17 protein-coding genes are annotated in these 19,013 nt (G+C 63.5%); 4 read left to right on the plus strand and 13 right to left on the minus strand.

From position 1 onward, the window contains the following. Positions 1–77: 77 nt before the first annotated feature. From NKL04_RS18895 to NKL04_RS18915, 5 genes are all read right to left on the minus strand, one after another. On the minus strand, positions 78–1,748 hold the full coding sequence (locus NKL04_RS18895) for a vWA domain-containing protein (RefSeq protein WP_023701818.1): 1,671 nt from the start codon (positions 1,746–1,748) through the stop codon (positions 78–80). A gap of 149 nt (positions 1,749–1,897) precedes the next feature. Further along, positions 1,898–2,896: a GlxA family transcriptional regulator gene (locus tag NKL04_RS18900; RefSeq protein WP_032891834.1), complete on the minus strand. Its 999-nt coding sequence runs from the start codon at positions 2,894–2,896 to the stop codon at positions 1,898–1,900. Positions 2,897–2,913: 17 nt separating this feature from the next. Next, entirely contained in the window at positions 2,914–3,813 is a 900-nt protein-coding gene (gene folD, locus NKL04_RS18905; protein ID WP_023669302.1) for a bifunctional methylenetetrahydrofolate dehydrogenase/methenyltetrahydrofolate cyclohydrolase FolD, read from the minus strand. A 356-nt stretch (positions 3,814–4,169) separates the two neighbouring features. Then, positions 4,170–4,748, minus strand: coding sequence for a hypothetical protein (locus NKL04_RS18910; protein ID WP_352723976.1), 579 nt, complete (start codon positions 4,746–4,748; stop codon positions 4,170–4,172). Between the two features lie 53 nt (positions 4,749–4,801). Continuing rightward, on the minus strand, positions 4,802–6,457 hold the full coding sequence (locus tag NKL04_RS18915) for a GumC family protein (RefSeq protein ID WP_352723979.1): 1,656 nt from the start codon (positions 6,455–6,457) through the stop codon (positions 4,802–4,804). Between the two features lie 198 nt (positions 6,458–6,655). On the opposite strand from NKL04_RS18915, the gene NKL04_RS18920 reads away from it, so the two are divergent. Then, the gene (locus NKL04_RS18920) at positions 6,656–7,951 is read left to right on the plus strand and encodes a lipopolysaccharide biosynthesis protein (protein ID WP_023701820.1); all 1,296 of its coding nucleotides are present in this window, start codon (positions 6,656–6,658) and stop codon (positions 7,949–7,951) included. Here NKL04_RS18920 and NKL04_RS18925 read toward each other — a convergent pair. The 3 genes from NKL04_RS18925 to NKL04_RS18935 are packed head-to-tail and all read right to left on the minus strand — an operon-like array spanning position 7,948 to position 10,831. Beyond that, complete coding sequence (locus NKL04_RS18925) at positions 7,948–8,871, minus strand: DUF6492 family protein (RefSeq protein ID WP_023701821.1); 924 nt, start codon at positions 8,869–8,871, stop codon at positions 7,948–7,950. The genes NKL04_RS18920 and NKL04_RS18925 overlap by 4 nt on opposite strands. After that, complete coding sequence (locus tag NKL04_RS18930; protein WP_023692393.1) at positions 8,868–9,662, minus strand: WecB/TagA/CpsF family glycosyltransferase; 795 nt, start codon at positions 9,660–9,662, stop codon at positions 8,868–8,870. Before NKL04_RS18930 ends, NKL04_RS18925 begins: the two co-directional genes overlap by 4 nt. Continuing rightward, positions 9,659–10,831, minus strand: a complete 1,173-nt coding sequence (locus NKL04_RS18935; RefSeq protein WP_023701822.1) for a glycosyltransferase family 4 protein — start codon at positions 10,829–10,831, stop codon at positions 9,659–9,661. The genes NKL04_RS18930 and NKL04_RS18935 overlap by 4 nt, the downstream gene beginning before the upstream one ends. Positions 10,832–11,004: 173 nt before the next feature. Here NKL04_RS18935 and NKL04_RS18940 point away from each other — a divergent pair, with 173 nt between their 5' ends. The 3 genes from NKL04_RS18940 (at position 11,005) to proC (ending at position 14,194) form a co-directional block, all read left to right on the plus strand. After that, on the plus strand, positions 11,005–12,003 hold the full coding sequence (locus NKL04_RS18940) for a glycosyltransferase family 2 protein (RefSeq protein WP_023701823.1): 999 nt from the start codon (positions 11,005–11,007) through the stop codon (positions 12,001–12,003). Beyond that, positions 11,972–13,291 carry an O-antigen ligase family protein gene (locus NKL04_RS18945; protein ID WP_023689342.1) on the plus strand — a complete coding sequence of 440 codons (1,320 nt, stop codon included), beginning with the start codon at positions 11,972–11,974 and terminating at the stop codon, positions 13,289–13,291. The genes NKL04_RS18940 and NKL04_RS18945 overlap by 32 nt, the downstream gene beginning before the upstream one ends. A gap of 87 nt (positions 13,292–13,378) precedes the next feature. Further along, positions 13,379–14,194, plus strand: coding sequence for a pyrroline-5-carboxylate reductase (proC, locus tag NKL04_RS18950; protein WP_023701824.1), 816 nt, complete (start codon positions 13,379–13,381; stop codon positions 14,192–14,194). 22 nt (positions 14,195–14,216) lie between these two features. Here proC and NKL04_RS18955 read toward each other — a convergent pair whose 3' ends face one another. The 5 genes from NKL04_RS18955 to NKL04_RS18975 all read right to left on the minus strand — a co-directional run bounded on the left by NKL04_RS18955 (position 14,217) and on the right by NKL04_RS18975 (position 18,954). After that, positions 14,217–15,116, minus strand: coding sequence for an MBL fold metallo-hydrolase (locus NKL04_RS18955; protein WP_023701825.1), 900 nt, complete (start codon positions 15,114–15,116; stop codon positions 14,217–14,219). A 262-nt stretch (positions 15,117–15,378) separates the two neighbouring features. Beyond that, complete coding sequence (locus NKL04_RS18960; RefSeq protein ID WP_023689346.1) at positions 15,379–15,771, minus strand: type II toxin-antitoxin system VapC family toxin; 393 nt, start codon at positions 15,769–15,771, stop codon at positions 15,379–15,381. Further along, positions 15,771–16,013, minus strand: a complete 243-nt coding sequence (locus tag NKL04_RS18965; RefSeq protein ID WP_023689347.1) for a type II toxin-antitoxin system VapB family antitoxin — start codon at positions 16,011–16,013, stop codon at positions 15,771–15,773. Before NKL04_RS18965 ends, NKL04_RS18960 begins: the two co-directional genes overlap by 1 nt. A 71-nt stretch (positions 16,014–16,084) precedes the next feature. Beyond that, the gene (locus NKL04_RS18970) at positions 16,085–17,407 is read right to left on the minus strand and encodes an NAD(P)H-dependent oxidoreductase (protein WP_023701826.1); all 1,323 of its coding nucleotides are present in this window, start codon (positions 17,405–17,407) and stop codon (positions 16,085–16,087) included. A gap of 152 nt (positions 17,408–17,559) precedes the next feature. Beyond that, positions 17,560–18,954, minus strand: a complete 1,395-nt coding sequence (locus tag NKL04_RS18975; protein WP_023701827.1) for a multicopper oxidase family protein — start codon at positions 18,952–18,954, stop codon at positions 17,560–17,562. Between the last annotated feature and the right edge of the window lie 59 nt (positions 18,955–19,013).

Raw genomic sequence — 19,013 nt, forward strand, 5'->3', positions numbered from 1 at the left:
GGCATCATTGCCTATTTTGTAAAAAGGGCGGCTCGAGCTCGGTTTGAGGCCGCCCTTTGGTGAGGGATGGATGGCGATTACGGCTGAACCGTAATCTCGCTCCGTTCGCCGGCCTTGACCGTCACCGGCATTTCCTTGTCATGGCCTTGATCGGACATGTGGCGGAGGACGACATAGTCGCCGGCCGGGATAGTCTGCTGCCAGGTGTCGCCATAGTTCAGGCCGAGCGCCTTGCGGTTGCCCTGGATATCCTTCTTCGACGACAGCACCTCGATCGAATAGGCGCCCGGCGCCGACATCACCAGCACGCCGGCATCGAGCGTCACCTTGACGTCCTTGACGTCGCCAACCTTGACGCTGAAAGGCTGCTCGACGGTTGCGAGCTCAAGCGAGGTGACCGCGACATAGTCGTCCGGCGGCAGCCAGAATTTGCTGTCGGGCCCATAGGAGTGGGCGACATCGTCACGCGAGCCGTCGATCTTTTTCTTGGCCTTGACGATCTGGACGCTGATGTCCGAGGAGTCGGCCTTGTCGCCACCTGCAGTGTAGTAGGCGTTGACGGCGGCATGGCCGACGCCGACGACTATGTCTTTTTCCACAGTCTGCCCGGCGGCGAGCTGGATGTTCTCGGTCACCGAGCCGCTGCCGATCGCAACCGTCACCTTCTGCTCACCAGCCGGCACGATGATCCTGGTGTCGCCATAGTGGGTGGTGCTGCCGCCCGGGAAGGCGAAGTCGACATGGGCTTCGTCACTGATCTCGGCGCCCTGGCTTGGCTTCGGATGGATGAGCATGGTGCCGGCGTTCAAGGTGAAGAGCGGCTTGTAGACCTGGCCCGCCTCGATCTTGACCTTCTGTTCCGCCCGAGCTTCGTCGGCGCGCGCGACGACGACATAGTCGCCCGGCTCGAGATTGGCCTCGTAGTTGTTGTACTGGGTGGTGACGGCCTCGCCGTGCGTGCCATCGGCCTTGGCCTTGTAGACCTCCCAGGCATTGCCGTCGGTGATCGGATCGCCGCCTTCGGCCATGACCATGCTCGGGATGAAATTGAATTCGGGCTTTGCCGGTTCAGGGGCTGGAGCTGGAGCTGGGGCTGGCGCCGGTGCGGGTTCAGGTGCCGGAGCCGGCGCGGCGACGGTTTCGACCAGTGCTTCCTGCAGCGCCTTCTCGTCCGAGGCCTGGATATATTTGCCGCCGGTGTTGTCGGCAAGGCAGGCGATCTGCTTGCCCTCGTCAGCGGTCAGGCCGAAGCCGACGACGTCGACGGTGAAATCGACGCCTGAGGCCTCCAGTTCCTTGCCCAGCGCGCACGGGTCACCTTCGCAGGTTTCAAGCCCATCGGTGATGAGGACCACGGTCGCCTTGTCCTCGGTGTATTTCAGGGCTTCGGCCGCCTGCTTGACGGCTGCGGTCAGCGGCGTCTTGCCGAGGAATTTCAGGCTGTCGGCAGCGGCCGAAATGGCGCTAGCCGAGCCGGCTTGCGGCGGCACGATCAGTTCGATGTCGTCGCAGCTGCCCTTTTCGCGGTGGCCATAGGCCATGAAGCCTATCTCGTCGTCGCCCGGGACCGACTGCAGCACGGTCCTCAGCGATTCGCGCGCGATCTCGAGCTTCGGCTTGCCGTCGATCTGGGCCCACATCGAGCCCGAAGCGTCAAGAATGATGATGACCTTGTTGGCGGCAAAGCCGAGCGAAGTCATCGACAAAAGGAGCAGCGCCGCAGCGACGCTCCGCAAAAGTCCCGCCATGGAAATCTCCTTGAGACCGCCCTCTGATCCGCGCCGGAAGCTATTTGACGGCGCGTCCGGGCACAAGCCCCGGAGCGGGTCACGAACGGTTGCCGTGTAACAGGATCGGCGCCGGCCGAGGCCTGTTCCGAGGCCGGCTCAGCACCGCGTCAGTACGTGGTGCGCCGCTCTTCGGAAGGCGGACGGCCGAACTGCAGCCGATAGCTCTGCGCGAAATAGGAGTGCGAGGTAAAGCCGGTGGCAATGGCCACGTCGAGGATCGGCATGTTGGTCTGGCGCAGCAGTTCGCGCGCCCGCTCAAGCCTGAGCCGCATATAGTAACGACCGGGCGTGACGCTCAAATGGCGCAGGAACAAGCGCTCGACCTGGCGCACCGACAGGCCCGCCGATTTGGCAAGCTGCACGGCTGATAGCGGCTCGTCGAGATGGTCGGCCATCAGTTCGACGATGCGCCTTAGCTTCTCCGACTTGCCGGTCAGGTCGCGCTCCGGCCCGACGCGCTGGCGGTCGCCGGCGGAGCGGATGCGCTCATGCTGGAACTGGTTGGCAACGCCGTTGGCGAGGTTCGAGCCGAAGTCGCCACGCACGATCTCCAGCATCAGGTCGATCGAGGTCGTGCCGCCGGCGCAGGTGTAGCGCTTGCGGTCGATCTCGAAGACGTTGCCGGTGCAGTTGATGTCGGGAAAGCGCTCGACGAAGCCGGCCCGGTTTTCCCAATGAATGGTGCAGCGATAGCCTTCGAGCTGGCCGGCTTCGGCCAGGAGGTAAGAGCCGACCGACAACGCGCCGAGCGCATTGCCGCGCCGGCCCCAGCTGCGCAGCGCCGCCAGCACCTTGCTCTTGCCGGGGAACTCGACCGACAGGCCCACCGACACGAATAGGATATCGACGGGCGGCAAATCGGCGACGGCATAGTCGATCTTGAGCGGCAGGCCGTTGGAGGCCATGACGGGATCGCCGTCGGCCGAGACCGTCGTCCAGCCATAGAAATCGCGGCCGAGCAGGCGGTTGGCCGAGCGGAAGGTATCGATCGCCGCTGCCAGCGAAAACATCGAAAACTTGTCGACCAGCAGGAACGCGAATTGCCGGCCCCCTTGAACGGGATCATCCACGACCGGCCGTTCAGAGGGTACAGTAAGGTTCGGCAAAGAAGCTGCTTTCTGGGTCAGAAGGAAGGCCGCTTCAAGCCGGCCGCAAGGTAGGCTGAGGCTAACGTATTGGCCATCAGCATGGCAATGGTCATCGGTCCGACACCGCCGGGCACGGGGGTGATGGCGCCGGCGGCCTTGGCCGCTTCGGCATAGGCTACATCGCCGACGAGGCGGGTTTTGCCTTCGCCCTTCTCGGGTGCGGCAATGCGGTTGATCCCGACATCGATCACGGTGGCGCCGGGCTTGACCCAGTCGCCCTTGATCATTTCGGGCCGGCCGACGGCGGCAACCAGAATGTCGGCTGTGCGGGCCAGTGCCGGCAGATCCTTGGTGCGGCTGTGGGCGATGGTGACGGTGCAGTTGGCGGCAAGCAACAGATTTGCCATCGGCTTGCCGACGATGTTGGAGCGGCCGACGACGACCGCGTTGAGGCCGGAAAGATCCTTGCCGCGCACGCGTTCGATCAAAAGCATGGAGCCGGCCGGCGTGCAGGGCACGAAGGCTGTTTCGAGTTCGCCGGTGCCGAGCTTGCCGACATTGATGAAATGAAAGCCGTCGACATCCTTTTGCGGTGCGATGGCCTGGATGATCTTGCCGGCATCGATATGGGCGGGAAGCGGCAGCTGCACCAGAATGCCGTTGATGGCCGGATCGGCGTTGAGTTCGCCGATGATCTTCAGCAGTGCCGCTTCGGACGTGTCGGCCGGCAGTGTGTGCTGCAGCGAATGAAAGCCGCATTCCTTGGCGGTGCGCGACTTCGACGCGACATAGACCTGACTTGCCGGATCCTCGCCGACGATGACCACCGCTAAGCCGGGCTGGGCCTTTCCCTTGGCGACCAGGTCCTCGGTCAAGGCCTTGACCTTCTGAACCACGTCTGCGGCGACGATCTTTCCGTCAATCACTTCGGCCATGAACCATCCTCGACATCATTCCAGCCAAGGCGCGGCGCGCGCCTTGAACGTTGCTTCGTGCATGTCGTTGTTCCAAACGTTCCGCCCATTCGGGTAAAGCCCGACGGCAGCGCTTTTTGGGCGCCATGCTGCGCGGCATTGTCACGAAATTTGGCCTAAGCAATCCCGTCAAAGCGCCGTCACATGCCGTAAACTCGAAACCGGCAGCTTTTGTTCTGTGCTGACGGGCTCAGAGCGACTCATCCTTTCACGGAAAGGCTGAACCGCTCTATATTCTTGTTTTGACGCAATTCCCAAGGGAAAGCGCGCTACGCGCTTTTCCCGGGAAAACCGTTTCACACTTTTCCTGGAATTGCTCAGAAATAGCGGCGGTGCGAACGGCTTTCGGTGAGTTCGCGCACCGCTTCGCGAAATTCGCGCAGGCTGGCGCGGATATCGTCGATTTGCGCCTGCTGGTCTTCCGGCGCCGCCCCAGCGGGCTGCGGAGAAGACCACGGCCCGGACGCCGCGGGCAGCGGCTGAGCCTGCGAATAGGCATAGTCAGCCGGCTGACGAGGCTGCGCGTAGCCAGGCTGCTGCGCAGGGGAATTGGCGTGCGGAACCTCGTTCCGGAAGTCCGGCTGGCGATAGCCCACAGGCTCCTGCACCGGCCTTGTATATTCGGCGGCTGGTTGGGCGCGGTAGGTCTCGACGGGTTCGCCTGACGTCCCGCTACCCGGCGCGGCTTTGCGCATCGCCGAGAACAGTCCGTCGAACAGACCTGGGCTCCGGGCGGGAGCGGCCGCGGTCGGCAACACCGGAGGTGCTGCCGGTGGCGGCGCCACAGGCAGCGGCGCGCGATAGACCTTGTCCTCGACCGGAGGGCGGCGCTCGTCCATTCTGCCGCGCGAACGCGAATTGGCAGCGCCGCGCAGGCTGGCAAAGGCGCCGCGCATGGCGCCGACACCGATGCCCGAAGCAAGCCCGAGCAGCAGGCCGGCCAGCGCTATTACAGCCCGCGACGGTCCGTTGGGTTCGAGCGGCGGTTGCGCGGGGTCATCAGATTGATGTTGGTGGTGTTGATGTTTTGCTGTTCGCCGGTCTCCTTGGCGCGCAGAAGGTACTGTTCGTAGACGGAGCGTTTGGCGGTGGCATCGCGCTCCAGTTCGCGCAGGCTGACCAGATCGCTGTTGACGTCGCCGCTCTGGACCTTTGCCTGAGCCAGGCGGGAAGCGAGATCCTGCTCGAGCTGGACCGAGCGCTTCAAATCGACCTGTAGCGACGAGGCGATGCGGCGCAGTTCGCCTGCGATGCGCTCGCGCGAGCCGCCGAGCTGGGCGTTGAGCGCCTGGTATTCGGGATGACGCGGTCCCAGACGCACGGCGGCGCGGTCGGCCTCCTGCTTCAAAGCTGCATATTGCGCGCGCAGTTCGCTCATCGTGTTGGAATTGATTTCTTCCGGCAAGGTGCCGTTGATGACCGAATTGACGTCCAGCGAACGCGCCGACGCGGCCCGGGCATTGAGTTCCAGCGTACGGGCCCGGGTGACTGAGAGCTGCTCGTTGAGCTTCAGCATCTGGTCGTCGCTGATCAGATGGCCCTGCGCGTCGACGAGATCATGCGTGGCCCTGAAATCCTCGACCTTGCGCTCCGCTGTCTCGACATTCTTGCGCAGGTCATCGAGCTTGGCCGTCAGCTGGTCCGTCGCGCGCCCGGCCATCCCGAACTGGTATTGGGCCGCCTCCTGCTGGAAAACGTCCCTGGTCGTATTGGCTATCTTCGCCGATTTGTCGGCGCTTTGAGTGGTGGCGCTGATGGAAACGACAAAGCTCTTGCCGCTGCGCTCAACCGACAGGCTCTTGGCCAGATTGCCGACCGCCAGCGCCTGGCGGCGCACTTCACCGCCGCCGCCAGGGCCATCCTGGCGCGACAGTATCGAGCGAATGAGCGACAGGACGCCAAGGCCGCCAGAGCCCTGTCCGTTGAATTCCGGATCGTCGACGAGATTGAGATCGGCCACGACCTTGTCGAGGACCTTGCCGGATGTCACCATCTTGATGCGGGTTTCGACAACAGCCAGCGCCGCATCGGGCTGCCCGACCGGTTGGGTGAGATCGTTGTCGGAAAGCTTCAGGTCGCCTGGCTCGATGACCATCTGTGTGGTGGCTTCGTATTTCTTCGGTGTCGAAACGGCGACGGCGACGCCGAGCACCGTGCCCAATATCGTCGTCGAGACGATCAGCAACTTGGAACGACTAATGCCGCGGACGACCTGGAGCGGATCGATCAGCGGCTTCCATTCCTGCCCGTCATCGTCGTCGCGGTCCGGTCGCTGCTCGTGGAAAGAGCGGAGCTCATAGGCGGCGTGCTGCTGACGCCGGCCGGAAACAGGCTCCTCACGCGCGCTGGCGGCCGAAACGGGTTCGCCGTCGGCCTGGAACTGCGGCGGCTCGGGCGGTGACGTTGGCGCCGGATTCGACCGCGCCTCGCGTTGCGAGCGGGCTATGCGGTGACGCGTGGCGGCGTCCTCGCGCCATGACGGATCCACCCGGTCACCGATCGAGACCGCCGACGCATCCGCCGCCTCATCGCCGCGCACGGCTTTGCCGAGCGCCAGGAGGGAGCGCTCGCGCCTCCAGTCTTCACGGTTTTCCCTGTCGACCATTGTCTCGAAACTTTACCTTCGACGGCGCGGGAGCGGCGGTCGGCCAATCGTTAAGTCACGCTAAACAGGCATGGGAAACAAAAGGTTAATTTCCGAAGTCTGCAAGTGAAAGTTTCTCGCTTCGCCACGCATTGCCGGGATCTGTAAAATGGCGTCAGAACCGCACGTTAAGCTTTCCGGCTTACGGCTTTCCTCGATATGACGCAGGCCAGCGACATACCGCAAAGGCGGACACTCGCCCGCATCGGCACCTTCCTTGCCGAAAGACGGGGGCTGGTTCGCGACTATCTTTCAGCCATCAGCGGCGCCGGCGGGCGGCTGGTGTTCTCGCTTGCCTATTTCATCGCACTTGCCAACACGCTGTCGATTGCCGAGTTCGGCATGTTCGCCACCGCCTCGGCGGCCGGCGTCATGCTGTCGCGCATCCTCGCTTTCGGCTTCATCTCGGCGCTTTACCGCACAGCCACCATCCGCCCCAATCTGATCGGCACCTTCACCGCCGGCTTCCTTTTGCTTGGCGCCGTGTCCTTACCACTGCTGGCGGCGGCCTCCTGGGGCGTCTACCTGATCTTCTTCGCCAGCACCGTGCCTCTGGCCGTCTTTGCCGCAATCGTCTTTGCCGAAGCGCTTTTGTGGCGGCCGGTCGAGGTGGTGCTGATCGTCAACAACGGGCTCGGCAAATTCGGCCGCGCCGCGGTGCTGTCGATCGTGACCACGGCGTTCCGTGCGCTGGGCGCCGTGCTGTTCATGCTATCGGGCCAGCACAGCGTCTGGATCTGGTCGTTGTTCTACATCGGCGCCAACGCCGCCTCGCTGCTGCTGGCCTTCGGCTTCTATTATCCACGCCAGCGGCTGAGGCTGCGCACCGAGCTCTATCTCAGGCGGCTTGCCGATTCGATCTATGTTGCCGGCGCCGAAGTGCTGTTCTACCTGCAGTCGGAATTCGACAAGCTGCTCGTGCTGGCGATCGGCGGGCCGCATCTGGCCGGTATCTATGCCATCATCATGCGGCTGGTCGACCTGACGGCAATACCGATCCGCACCTTCTCGATGATGTTGGTGCAGAAGATGATGCGGGCGCCGGAGCTGTTGTCGCGACTGCGGGTCAAGAGCGGTATCGAAGCCGGCGTGTTCCTGGTGTCGACATTGGCGCTGGCCGCACTCGGCATCGTGCTGCATTTCTTCCCAAATGCACTTGGCCGGAATGTTGCCGAGGCGTCGCCCTTGGTGGCATTGGCAATCGGCGTGCCGGGACTGCGCAACCTGGTCGAATACCAGGCCGAGCTGCTGTTCGCGCGCGGCCAGACCGCGCTCAGGGCGCTCAACCTCGGCCTGCTGGCGGGGCTGAAGGCGGTGCTGTTGACCTATGTGCTGACCACGATTGCCGACACGCCCAGGCTTGTCGTATCGCTCAATGTCGTCTTCCTGCTGCTCTATCTCGCCTCGGCGCTGCTGACCTATTCGGCGCTGCGCAAGCCCGCCAAGGCAGTCTAAGCCAAACCGATCAAGCGGCGGATGCGGCCGATATCGGTGCCGATGAAAGATTGCATGCCGATCGCCACCTGCCCCGGTGCCATGGCAGCGACGAAGCTGCGGAATTCGTCATCCGACAGCGCCTCGCCGGTCCAGTGCACGCGGCAGAATTCCTCCGAGCCGTGGAAATGGCCAGCGCCCTTCAGCACATCGTCGACATAGCGGCCATAGATCATGCATTCGGAGAACCGGCGCACTGAAGCGATGACCTCGACCCAGCCGCGCGCGTGCACCTTCTCGATTTCGGCGCACATCGCTGTCACGGTCTGACGGCGCCAGGCGATCAGCGTCGAAATATAGTCGTGGTTCGAAACCTCGGATGCATCGATACCAATCGCCGAGGCCGCATTGCGCGACCAGATGCGATGCTCGTCGTGACCGTCGCTCGACAGCACGCCGTCGCGCCGGAACAGCCGCACCTTGCCGTCGCGCCAGAAGGCGCTCAGATCGAATGGCTTGAGGAAGGCGACGTCGGAATCGCAGAAGATCAGCACGTCTTCTCCAGCATGCGCAGCGATGGCGATGCGGCGCAGCTGCTGCACATGCCAGCCGCGCAGCGGCTGGGCCTTGAAACCGAGCCAGATGCGACGGCGAAAGAGGCTCATCGGATCGTCGAACACACGCAGCCAGCGCGGCAGCAGGTCGCGCTCGTCGACAACGCTGCGGCGGTCGTTTTCCAACTGGCGAAACAGCGCCACGTCGCGGTGCTCGACCAGAATGTAATGATGCGCCACGCCGGAGACATGGCGGTCGAGGGTCTCGCACAACAGGCGGCAGCGTTCGAAATCCGGCGCATAGCTGGCGGTCACCACCGCCGCCGTCGGCGTTTGCGGCAGGGCACCGGTCTCGGCTGCAGGGCTCGGCACAAAGGGGCTGTTCACCGCAACTCTCCGGCGGGCTCGGGCCGATGTGAGAATTTCTGCCTGACGACACGCAGCAGGAACACCGGATTGCCGACGACGTAGCGGCGCCACAGCCGGCCGGGCTCGATGCACAGACGGAACAACCATTCGAGCCTCAGCTGGCGCATCCACAGAGGCGCCCGCGGCACCGTGCCGGAGAGAAAATCGAGCAGCGCGCCGACGGCGATCGGCAGCGTGCAGTGGCGGGCATCGATATGACGGGCGATCCACAATTCCTGGCGCGGCACGCCCATGGCCACAAGCAGCACGTCGGGCCGCAATGCCTCGATGCGATCGACGATCGCCTGCTCTTCGGCGGGGGAGAAATAGCCGTCATGGATGACGACGAATTCGTGCTGCACCGCCAGCGCGGCCAGCCTGACCGACGCCGCCTCGGCGTTGGCGCGGGTGGCCCCAAGCAACCCGACGGTCAGCGGCCTCGCCGATGCCTGCAGAAAGGCCGGAATGAGATCAGTGCCGTTGAGATTGTCCGGGAACGGCGCACCGTAGAGCAGCTTTGCCGCCAGATCGACGCCAACGCCGTCAGGCAGGATGAGGAAATCGTCGAGCGCCTCGGCAAAGACCGGATCGGTAGAGGCGATGTTGGCGTTGTGAGCGTTGAGAAAACTGACCTTGGTGAAGCGCCGCTCGGCAATCAGACGAGTGAGCAGCGCGATCGCGTCATCCCAGCCGATGGCAAGGACCGAAATGCCAAGGATCGTCTTCAGCGTATCGAGCCCGAAGGCGGCGCGGGCGGTGTGCATGTTCATGCAAACACCTCCTCCCCCACCGGCCCGAGCTTTTCCAGGCCGAGCCTGATGGCGGCATCCAGTGCCTTGATCTGCCGGCGATGGAAGGCGCTGCCATCGACATCCCTGACATCGGCCGCCGCTGCCTCCAGCGCGCCGGCGAAGGCGGCCGGATCGTCGGTGACGAAACAATTTGCCGGGCGATGATCGATGCCGCGCAGCGAACGGCTGGTGGCGACCGACGGCAGGCCGAGTTCGAAGGTTTCGATGGTCTTGAGCTGAACGCCGCTGCCCGCGGTGCTGATCAGTGGAATGACGGCGGCGCCGCGCACGAAATCCTGGGCGTCGGGCACGCGGCCGACAAATTCGACACCGGGATGGGCAGAGGTGATATCCGACGGCATGTTGCCGGCGACCCTGACGCGAAAACTCCGGCGAAGATGCGGCACGACCTTTTCCAGGAACCAGTCGAGGCCGATGCGGTTCGGCTGCCAAGTCCAAGTGCCGATCAGCGCCGCGTCGCAATCGATACGGCGCGGCTTGACCGGCTTTGGCGCAGTGGCAGTGGTCACCAGCGGCAGCACCGCCGAGCGGTCGTCGCTGGCAACGCCGAGTGCGGCGCGGTCTTCCTCGGCCAGCGTGAAGACGAAGCGAGCCCGGCGGCAGAGCCGCTCCTCCATGGTCTTGAGCAGCCTGGCCTCGCGGGTAAACAGCAGGCGCTGGAAGCGACTGTTTGCTGCCGCCGCATTCTCTTTGGCCGAACCATGTTCGACATTGTGGGCGACGAAAATCGAGGGACGGTCGGCGAACAGTTTTTCGAAGGCGCCGGCAAACTGCACGGAATTCAGGACATAACCGTCGAAGGGACCGGCGCGCTCGATCGCGGCACTGACTTCGCTGTCGGAAACCGCGCGCAGCTTCACGGAAGCGAAGGTGAGCCCTGACAGCACCGCCTTGCCAAGCCAGGCGAGCTTCTGCCGCGCCGAGGCGCTTTCCGTGCGCACGTCGACGGCGCCGAGCACGATGGTGTTTTCGGGGTCGCTGGGCGCCTTGCCCGGCCAGATGAAGCCGATGACGGTGAGGCGCACGCCGGCGCGCCGCAAGGCGGCGATGATCGCAGCGTTGGCGATCTCATAGCCCGAAGCGAGAGCGCCGTCGGGCACGATCGATGTGGCGAACAGCAGATGCATCTCACCTATCCAAGCGTCAGCCACTAGCAAAGCTGGGTGAACCCTTGATTAAATCATGCGACGCAACGGCTGAAAGGCGCGGACCGGCAGGCGCCGCTGCGAAAGGTGATTAACGAAACGTTATCGTCGCGGTGTTATCAAAAAGTCAGATTCAAAACATGCGGCTGGAGCGGATGATCCCTTTGCCATCGGACGGTTCGGTATCGATTGCGGGACGCTCTCCGGGGCTCGCCGCAGAGACGATCGAAGCCGTCGTCACGCTGCCGACCTTCAAGCGGCCGCAACTGCTGCTGGAAACGCTGGCGTCGCTGAAGGCACAGCAAACCAGCCGGCGCTTCGCCGTCATCGTCATCGAAAACGAGGCCAAGGCGCGTGAGGGCGCCAACGCGGCCGTGCCGCTGTTCGAACGCGACGATATGAAGGGCATGGTCATCATCGCGCATGAGCGGGGCAATTGCAGTGCCTACAATGCCGGCTGGCAGACGGCGATCCTGCATTTTCCGGATTTCCGCCATTTGCTGGTCATCGACGATGACGAGATCGCCGACGCGGACTGGCTGGAGCGCATGTGCAAGACGGCGGAGACGCTTGGCGCCGACATTGTCGGTGGCCCGCAAGTGCCAGTGTTTACCGATCCTGCTCACGCCAAATGGGCCGAGCACCCCGTGTTTGCGCCGCCCTATCGCCAGACTGGGCGCGTGGCCGCACTCTATTCCTCTGGCAACCTTCTGGTCGGGCGCAATGTGCTCACCATCATGGGGCCACCCTTCCTCGACCTGCGGTTCAACTTCATGGGCGGCGGCGATTCCGACTTCCTCAGCCGCTCGGCGCAGAAAGGTTTCGTGCTTGGCTGGTGCGCCGAGGCAAAGGTGCGCGAAGGCGTTCCGGCCCGGCGCGTCGAGGCTGACTGGATCCGCGCCCGATCCTTACGCAACGGTGTAATCTCGACGCTGGTCGAAAAGAAGAAGCGCGCCGGCACGCCATTCGCCGGCGCCAAGGTGTTTGCAAAAAGCCTGGCGCTGCTGATAGCCTCGCCCGTGCGCGGCGCAATCAAATTGGCGCGGACAGGATCGCTGTCGACGGCGCTTTACCCCGTCTATGTCTCGCTCGGCCGCGTGCTTGCCGAATTCGGATACGCCAATGAGCAATACAGGCAGCCTGAGAAGAACTGACGAGCTGCTGCTGGGCGGCATCGTCACCCGCGACGGCGTGGCGACGGCGATTGCCGCGCTGTTGTTTGCCGTCGTCATCGTGTCGTTCCGGCCGTTTCAGCCGGCAGGCGCGGAACTGACCGGCGACGGCGGCGACATCGTCAACCAGCTCGGCTTCAGTTCGCTCGGCGCCATTTCGATCTTCTCACTGCTGACGTTCGCCGACCCCAAGGTGGTGCGCTCGCTGCTCAGCCCGTCCTGGATTCTGATGCTCGGCTTTTTCATGCTTTCGGTCATCAACGCGACCGACCCGTCCTCGGCCATGCGCGCGGCCTTCTTCACGCTGCTTGGCGTTCTGACGATAGCGACGGTCCTGGTGCTGCCGCGCGATGCCGACAGTTTTTCGAAAGTCATCATATTCTGCGCGATCGTCGTTATTGGCCTGTCCTATATCGGCCTCATCGTCTTTCCGCATGAGGCCCTGCATACGGCCGATTCGCAGGAGCCCGAACATGCCGGCCTGTGGCGTGGTGTGTTCGCCCACAAGAACATTGCCGGACCAATCATGGCCTGCTTCAGCTTCGCCGGCCTCTATCTCTTCCGGCGCGGCCAGAAATTCTGGGGCGTGGCGATCTTCGGCGCGGCGATGATCTTCATGCTGCACACCGGATCCAAGACGACGGCCGGCCTGGTGCCGTTCTCGATCCTGATCGTCGTGCTGCCGGGCCTGATCGGCATGCGGTTCGGCACGCCGATCCTGTTTGCACTGGCGATCATTGCGACGGCCATCGGTACCTTAGGCATCGTCTTCATCCCGCCGGTGAAAGAGCTGGCGGCCACCTATTTCCCCGACCTCACCTATACCGGGCGCACGACGCTGTGGGAGTTCTCCGGCGAGATGCTGGCGAAGAAGCCTTGGACCGGCTACGGCTATGAAAGCTTCTGGGGCACGCCGCTGCTGCTGAGCCAGGACCAGCCTTTCGACCGGGCCTGGGACATCCGGACCATCGTGCATGGCCATGACGGCTATCTCGACATTGCGGTGCTGATGGGCATCCCGGCGCTGTGCGTTGCCGTCTACACTTTCGTGATCGCGCCGCTGCGCGACTACATGCGCATCCCGCCGCGCAAGGAGAACATCTATCTCGGTGATTTCTTCATGATGGTGGTGCTGTTCACGGCGCTGAACGCGTTCCTGGAAAGCTTCTTCTTCCATCGCGGCGACCCGGTGTGGCTGTTCTTCGTGCTCGGCGTGCTTGGCTTGCGGCAAGTGTCGCTGCGGCCGATCGCGGTACGCCGGCGACCTTGACCGGCTGGCCTGATCCAGCACCCCTTGAGGGGCTTTCCCGTCTGCCCGCTAGCGTCTAAGGAGAACCCTTGTCTCGGAGGGCTCTCAATGACGATCAGGCTTGTTCTCGCCGGTTGCGGCAATATGGGTTACGCCATGCTTGCGGGCTGGCTGAAATCCGGCAAGCTTGCCCCGCAAGCCGTGTTCGTGGTCGAGCCCAATGCCGAATTGCGCAAGCGCGCCGAGCACCTCGGTTGCAGTGTCGCCGCGGGCGCGAACGGGATCCCCGCCGACGCAGAGCCCGACCTCGTCGTCATCGCCGTCAAGCCGCAGGTGATCCGCGACGTCACCGCCGCCTACAAGCGCTTCGGCGACGGCAGGACCACCTTCGTCAGCATCGCCGCGGGCACGCCGGTCGCCACCTTCGAGCACATCCTCGGCCATCTCGCGCCTGTTATCCGCTGCATGCCCAACACGCCGGCCGCGATCGGCAAGGGCATGATGGTGGTCTATTCCAACCCGCTGGTGACCGACGACATCAGGCGTTTCGTTGCCGAGCTGCTGTCGGCGAGCGGTGTGGTGACGACGATCGACGACGAAGGCCTGATGGACGCGGTGACGGCGGTTTCGGGGTCCGGTCCGGCCTACATCTTCCATTTCATCGAGGCGCTTACGGTTGCAGCCGAGAAGGCCGGGCTGCCGACCGAGACCGCCAGGCTGCTTGCCATGCAGACCGTCTATGGCGCTGCTGCACTCGCTGCCGAAAGCGGCGAGGAGCCCGGCGTCCTGCGCCAGCAGGTGACCAGCCCCAACGGAACCACGGCAGCCGCCCTTGCCGTGCTGATGGGCGAAGACCGGCTGACGAAGCTGCTGACCGAGGCGGTGGAAGCCGCGCGGCTGCGGTCCGTGGAATTGGGGAAGTAGCCCAGACGCTCGCGGGGCCGTATCAGCCCCACTTCATCTCACCCTTGGCGACCTTTGCGCCCAGTTCCAGGGACGAGACGTCCAGAAGATCGGGATAGCGCCGCTTCATCGCTGCAATCAGCTCGACGCTGGATTTCGATTTCCCGGCTTCCTCGTTGAAGGCTTCGAGGTAGGCGCGGGTGAATTCCACGGCCGCCAGACCGTCCGGTGCACCGGCTACCTGATGGGACGGCACCACGATGTTGGGTTTGCGGGACGCGATTTCGTTGAGCGCAGCAATCCATTTTTTACGGTCGTCTACGGTTGGCTCGTCGGCAACCCAGACATGCACGCCCGACGAGATCAGCACGCCGCCGAACACCGCTTCAAGGCTGGGCACCCAGAGATACCGCCGGTCTTTCAGATCGGCGACGGTGACGATCTCGATCTTGTTTCCTTCGATTTCAAGTGAGGTGATATCGGATGCCTCGGGAATGACGACATCCGCCAGGACCTTCGGTCCATTGTCCTTGAGCTGCGGGCCCCAGACATCCAGCTTGGCTTGCACATTGGCTTTGATGGCCGCCACCGTCGCAGCGGCCGCGATGATCTTGGCGCCGGGGAAAGCATCCGCGACGGGACGCAAGCCAAAATAATAGTCAGGGTCGCTGCAACTGACATAGATCGTCGTCAGGGTCTTGCCCGTCGCCTTGATCGCATCCGCGACCGCACGGCCATCGGACAGGGTAAATCCGCCGTCGAGGAGGATGGCTTCTTTTTCCCCGGTCAGCAGCACCGGCGTGCGGCGGAAACCATTCTCGTCAGCCTGAAAATAGGTCCATTCCAGCTTGGCGGCGGCCCTGGCTGCAAAAGCCAGAGGCTGAAGCATGGCAACCATGCCCGTTGCCAGAAGGGTTTTCATCGTCTCGCGTCTTGTCCAAATGGTTTGCAAGATTTCAATCCTCAATGGGGGTTCAGCTGATCGAGATTGGCATCTCGGCATCGTTTGAAAAACCCGGATCAAAAAGACAGACTGTATGAATCGATCATACAATGGCAGCCGATGGTCTGCGTCGTCAGCACGAGCGCAATGATCATGCGCGAGCAGGTCAACAGCCCCATGGCGCGAGCGCGGCAGCATTTGGCCTGCTGGGCGGGACCGGCTGACGAAGCTGCTGGCCGAATCGTAGAACTGGGGAGTAGGATCAGGCCAGATCGGTGTGGGAAAAGTCTTTCCCTTTGTAGAGCAAGGGCATCCCACAGCTTTTTGCCGAGGCATATGACAGGCAGTCAGCGAGATTGAGCTGAGCCGGGTGGCCGCGACCTTTGCCATAGGTCGAAAAAGCCTGGATCGCGAGCTTGGCATCACCGATTTCGATCGGAACCACCTCGATCTCGGCCTCACGCAGGAAGTCCTCTATCGCCTTTTCGGCGAAGAGCGGCTCCACCACCAACTTCGATGAAAGCCGCATCGCCGCTTCGAGCACGACCAGCGGGGATGTGATCCGTACCGAGGCCTGCCCGATCCGGCGGCTCCAATCGGCGGCGTCTTCCTCTCCGGCGAGGACAGCGATCACCACCGAGGTGTCGATGAACATCAGGAATGTCCCCACATCTCGTCGATCTCATCCTTAGTCAAATCCCTGCCGCCGCTTCCCGCCTTGGCCTTCAGATCGTTCGATATGGCGGCCAGCCGCTCAGCCAACGGAACTCGTTCACGTTCGCGCTGAAGCTCGGATTCGAGCGCTTCGATCACCGCTTCGGTCAAGGAAATCTTTCGCTTTTCGGCAAGCTGCCGGGCGAGGTCACGGGCGCGCGGGTCTCTGATCTGGAGATTCATTCTGGAAGCCTCCGTTCGCTGTCACTACAATATAGTGATCTTGTCATGACAAAGCCAGAGAGCTGGCCTGTTCATGCCATCTCAGCCCCGTAGAGCATATCATCCTGCAGCTTCCGCAAAGCGAACAGCCTCGTCGTGCGGTCGGGCGTAGCATTGTCGGCGGTGAGCAGTTCGCCCTTCCTCACCGGTTTCAGCACCTTGCCGCCTTCGAGCAGGCCGACCGGCACTGCGCGATTGGCGCGCGCCTCTTCGACGGTCATGGTCCATGAGCGGTAGCAAGTCTCGCCGATGGCATCGAAGGTCTCGCCCATGGCGAGATCGCGCTTGGCCACCGCGCAGACCTCGGCGACCGGCCTCGGCAGCGGCACCATGTCTGGCCGGCCATAGAGCATGATGCGCGCCGCGGTCAGCGGCACTTCCAGCGAGGTCAGGTGATACGGCCGGAAGAAGCTGTAGTAGGGGCCGTGGCCTATGTGCAGGTCGTCCATGCGCTCGACGATGCGCGGATGCGTCGCCTCGACGATGACGAACACGCCGGGCGCCACGCCCTTGCCGATGGTGTAGTCGACAACGCCCTTCTTAGACAGGATGCCGCCATCCGCCTTCGGGATGAGCACATTGGCCAGCTGATCGCGGTCGGCCTTTGGGCCGTGCATGCCGGGAACGTCTGGGACCAGCCCGGTGGCGTTGGCGATGGCGCACATCTCGACCATGGTTTTGGAACCGTCGACGAATTCGACCAGCATGCGCGGGTTCATGTTGCGGCGGATCGCTTCCTCGCGATAGTCGTCCGGAACGGCATCGTGGTTGAGCGGGTTGTTCTTGCCCTTGCCAGCCGAGACGATGGTGTAGCCGAGCGCTGTGGCAAACTCGATCAGCTCCATGCAGCTCGACGGCTCGTCGCCGGCGCCGACCGAATAGACGACGCCGAGCCGGTCTGCCTGCTGCTTGAGGTAGCAGCCGATCGTGACGTCGGCCTCGACATTCATCATCACCAGGTGCTTGCCGTGCTCCATCGCCTTCAAGTCGAAATCGGCGGCGACACCAGGTTTGCCGGTGGCGTCGATCACGACGTCGACCAGCGGATTGGTGACCAGCATCTCGTTCGAGGTGATGGCGATTTTCCCAGCCTCGATCGCCGCGGTTACTTTCGAACCCATGTCGGCCTCGACCGCCATCGCCTCGTCGCCATAGGCGATGCGGATGGCGTCACGCGCCGTGTGCGGACGCCGCGTCGAGATGGCGCAGATCTCGATACCGGGCATCAGCATGCCTTGCGTGACCAGGTCGGTGCCCATTTCGCCGGAGCCGATGACGCCGATGCGCACCGGGCGGCCCTCGGCGGCGCGCCTGGCGAGATCGCGGGCCAGTCCGGTCAGGGCGACATTGGTCATGCAAGCGTGTCCACGGCTTCTTGATTGCAGGCGGGAATAGCAGGGAACGGCCCCGCTTTGCCAACGAAACCAGCGGACGGCGGCAATTTCTCCGACAACAGGCCCGGCAGGTGAGGCCAACCCCGGTAGAGGCTGATTGACCCGCCTCGGCGTCAAACCACCCTGATATAGCTCGTCATGCCGGTTTTCTGATGTTCGATGATGTGGCAGTGCAGCAGCCAGTCGCCGGGATTGTCAGCGACGAAACCAAGCTTAACCTTCTCGTTGGGCTGCATGAGATAGGTGTCGGAGATGACCGGCTGAACCTGGCGCGTCGAAGACGACAGCACCTTGAAGCTCATGCCGTGCAGATGCATGGGATGCGATTGCGGCGTCAGGTTTTCCAGGTCGATGACATAGCTTTGGCCGAGCTTCAGCTCGGCCAAAGGCGCGGTCGGGTCCGGCGTGTCGCCGGGCCACGGCACCTTGTTGATGGCCCAGAAGGAGTAGCCGAGCGTGCCACATATGCTGTCGCTCGGCACGTTTTCCGCGGTGGCGCTGAGCGAGAGCGCGATGTGTTTCGCGCTGGCGAGATCCACCTCCGGCACCGGGTTCGCTTCCAGCGGTGCGAGGTCGCGCAGATCGCGCTTAAGCGAGCTTCCGGTAGCGCGCAAGGTGGCGAGGACCTTGGGTTTGGTGCCCCTGATGTCGCCCAGGCTGACGATCGCGCCCTCCTGGTCAGGCATGCGGATGGCGAGCTCCATGCGCTGCCCCGGTCCGAGCAGCAAGGCATCGGGCGCAAAACGCTGCGGCACCGGATTGCCGTCGAGCGCGATGACCGCGGCCTCCGCACCCTCGACCCGAAAAGCGTAGATGCGGGTGACATCGGTGATGGCGACCCGCAGCCGCACCAACCCGCCGGCCGGCGCGTCGAATTGCGGCTGGTCGAGCCAGTTGGCGGTGCGCACCGTGCCATAGGTTCCGGTTTTTGCGGCATCGCGCGGCCGGAATTGCTGGATGAACTGCGCGTCGTCGCCGAGGCGCCAGTCGCGCAGATTGACGACGGCTTCGGCGTCGAATTTTGGATCGTTGGGGTTCTCGACCACGATCACGCCGGTGAGGCCATGGCCCATCTGCTCCAGCGTGTTGCAATGCGGGTGATACCAGAACGTGCCGGCGTCGGGCGGCGTGAAGGCGTAGTCGAAATGATCGCCGGTATAGACGTAAGGCTGAACCAGGAAGGGAACACCGTCCATCTTGTTTGGAACGCGAATGCCGTGCCAATGGATGGTCGTCGGGTCGTCGATGGCGTTGACGAGACGCGCGGCAAAGGGCTCGCCCTTTTTCATCCTGAGCACCGGCGGCATTCCGGCCTCTCCATAAGTCAGCACATCGCGGGTCTGGCCGATATCCATGAACCTGGCCTGGATCTTTGCCGTCTTGAGAACCACCGGCTCCGGTGCGGCCGCGGCCCAGCCACCAAGCCTGGCCATCGCTGCAAGGCCAACGCCGCCGACGCCGGCAACCGCAGCCGTTTTCAAAACCCTGCGGCGGGTGAGTGAGGTCATCTGGCGCTCCAACGGAATATGATTACCTGCCGCCCTGAATGACGGGCGGCGACCGGCGC

It is taken from the genome of Mesorhizobium sp. C264A, assembly GCF_040324515.1.
GTDB lineage: Bacteria > Pseudomonadota > Alphaproteobacteria > Rhizobiales > Rhizobiaceae > Mesorhizobium.

What these genes read in the sequence shown, in the direction of transcription:
- NKL04_RS18895 (WP_023701818.1), bottom strand. Translation starts at nt 1,748, where the DNA reads ATGGCGGGACTTTTGCGGAGCGTCGCTGCGGCGCTGCTCCTTTTGTCG.
- folD (WP_023669302.1), bottom strand. Translation starts at nt 3,813, where the DNA reads ATGGCCGAAGTGATTGACGGAAAGATCGTCGCCGCAGACGTGGTTCAG.
- NKL04_RS18910 (WP_352723976.1), bottom strand. Translation starts at nt 4,748, where the DNA reads ATGCGCGGCGCCTTTGCCAGCCTGCGCGGCGCTGCCAATTCGCGTTCG.
- NKL04_RS18915 (WP_352723979.1), bottom strand. Translation starts at nt 6,457, where the DNA reads ATGGTCGACAGGGAAAACCGTGAAGACTGGAGGCGCGAGCGCTCCCTC.
- NKL04_RS18920 (WP_023701820.1), top strand. Translation starts at nt 6,656, where the DNA reads ATGACGCAGGCCAGCGACATACCGCAAAGGCGGACACTCGCCCGCATC.
- NKL04_RS18930 (WP_023692393.1), bottom strand. Translation starts at nt 9,662, where the DNA reads ATGAACATGCACACCGCCCGCGCCGCCTTCGGGCTCGATACGCTGAAG.
- NKL04_RS18935 (WP_023701822.1), bottom strand. Translation starts at nt 10,831, where the DNA reads ATGCATCTGCTGTTCGCCACATCGATCGTGCCCGACGGCGCTCTCGCT.
- NKL04_RS18940 (WP_023701823.1), top strand. Translation starts at nt 11,005, where the DNA reads ATGATCCCTTTGCCATCGGACGGTTCGGTATCGATTGCGGGACGCTCT.
- NKL04_RS18945 (WP_023689342.1), top strand. Translation starts at nt 11,972, where the DNA reads ATGAGCAATACAGGCAGCCTGAGAAGAACTGACGAGCTGCTGCTGGGC.
- proC (WP_023701824.1), top strand. Translation starts at nt 13,379, where the DNA reads ATGACGATCAGGCTTGTTCTCGCCGGTTGCGGCAATATGGGTTACGCC.
- NKL04_RS18960 (WP_023689346.1), bottom strand. Translation starts at nt 15,771, where the DNA reads ATGTTCATCGACACCTCGGTGGTGATCGCTGTCCTCGCCGGAGAGGAA.
- NKL04_RS18965 (WP_023689347.1), bottom strand. Translation starts at nt 16,013, where the DNA reads ATGAATCTCCAGATCAGAGACCCGCGCGCCCGTGACCTCGCCCGGCAG.
- NKL04_RS18970 (WP_023701826.1), bottom strand. Translation starts at nt 17,407, where the DNA reads ATGACCAATGTCGCCCTGACCGGACTGGCCCGCGATCTCGCCAGGCGC.
- NKL04_RS18975 (WP_023701827.1), bottom strand. Translation starts at nt 18,954, where the DNA reads ATGACCTCACTCACCCGCCGCAGGGTTTTGAAAACGGCTGCGGTTGCC.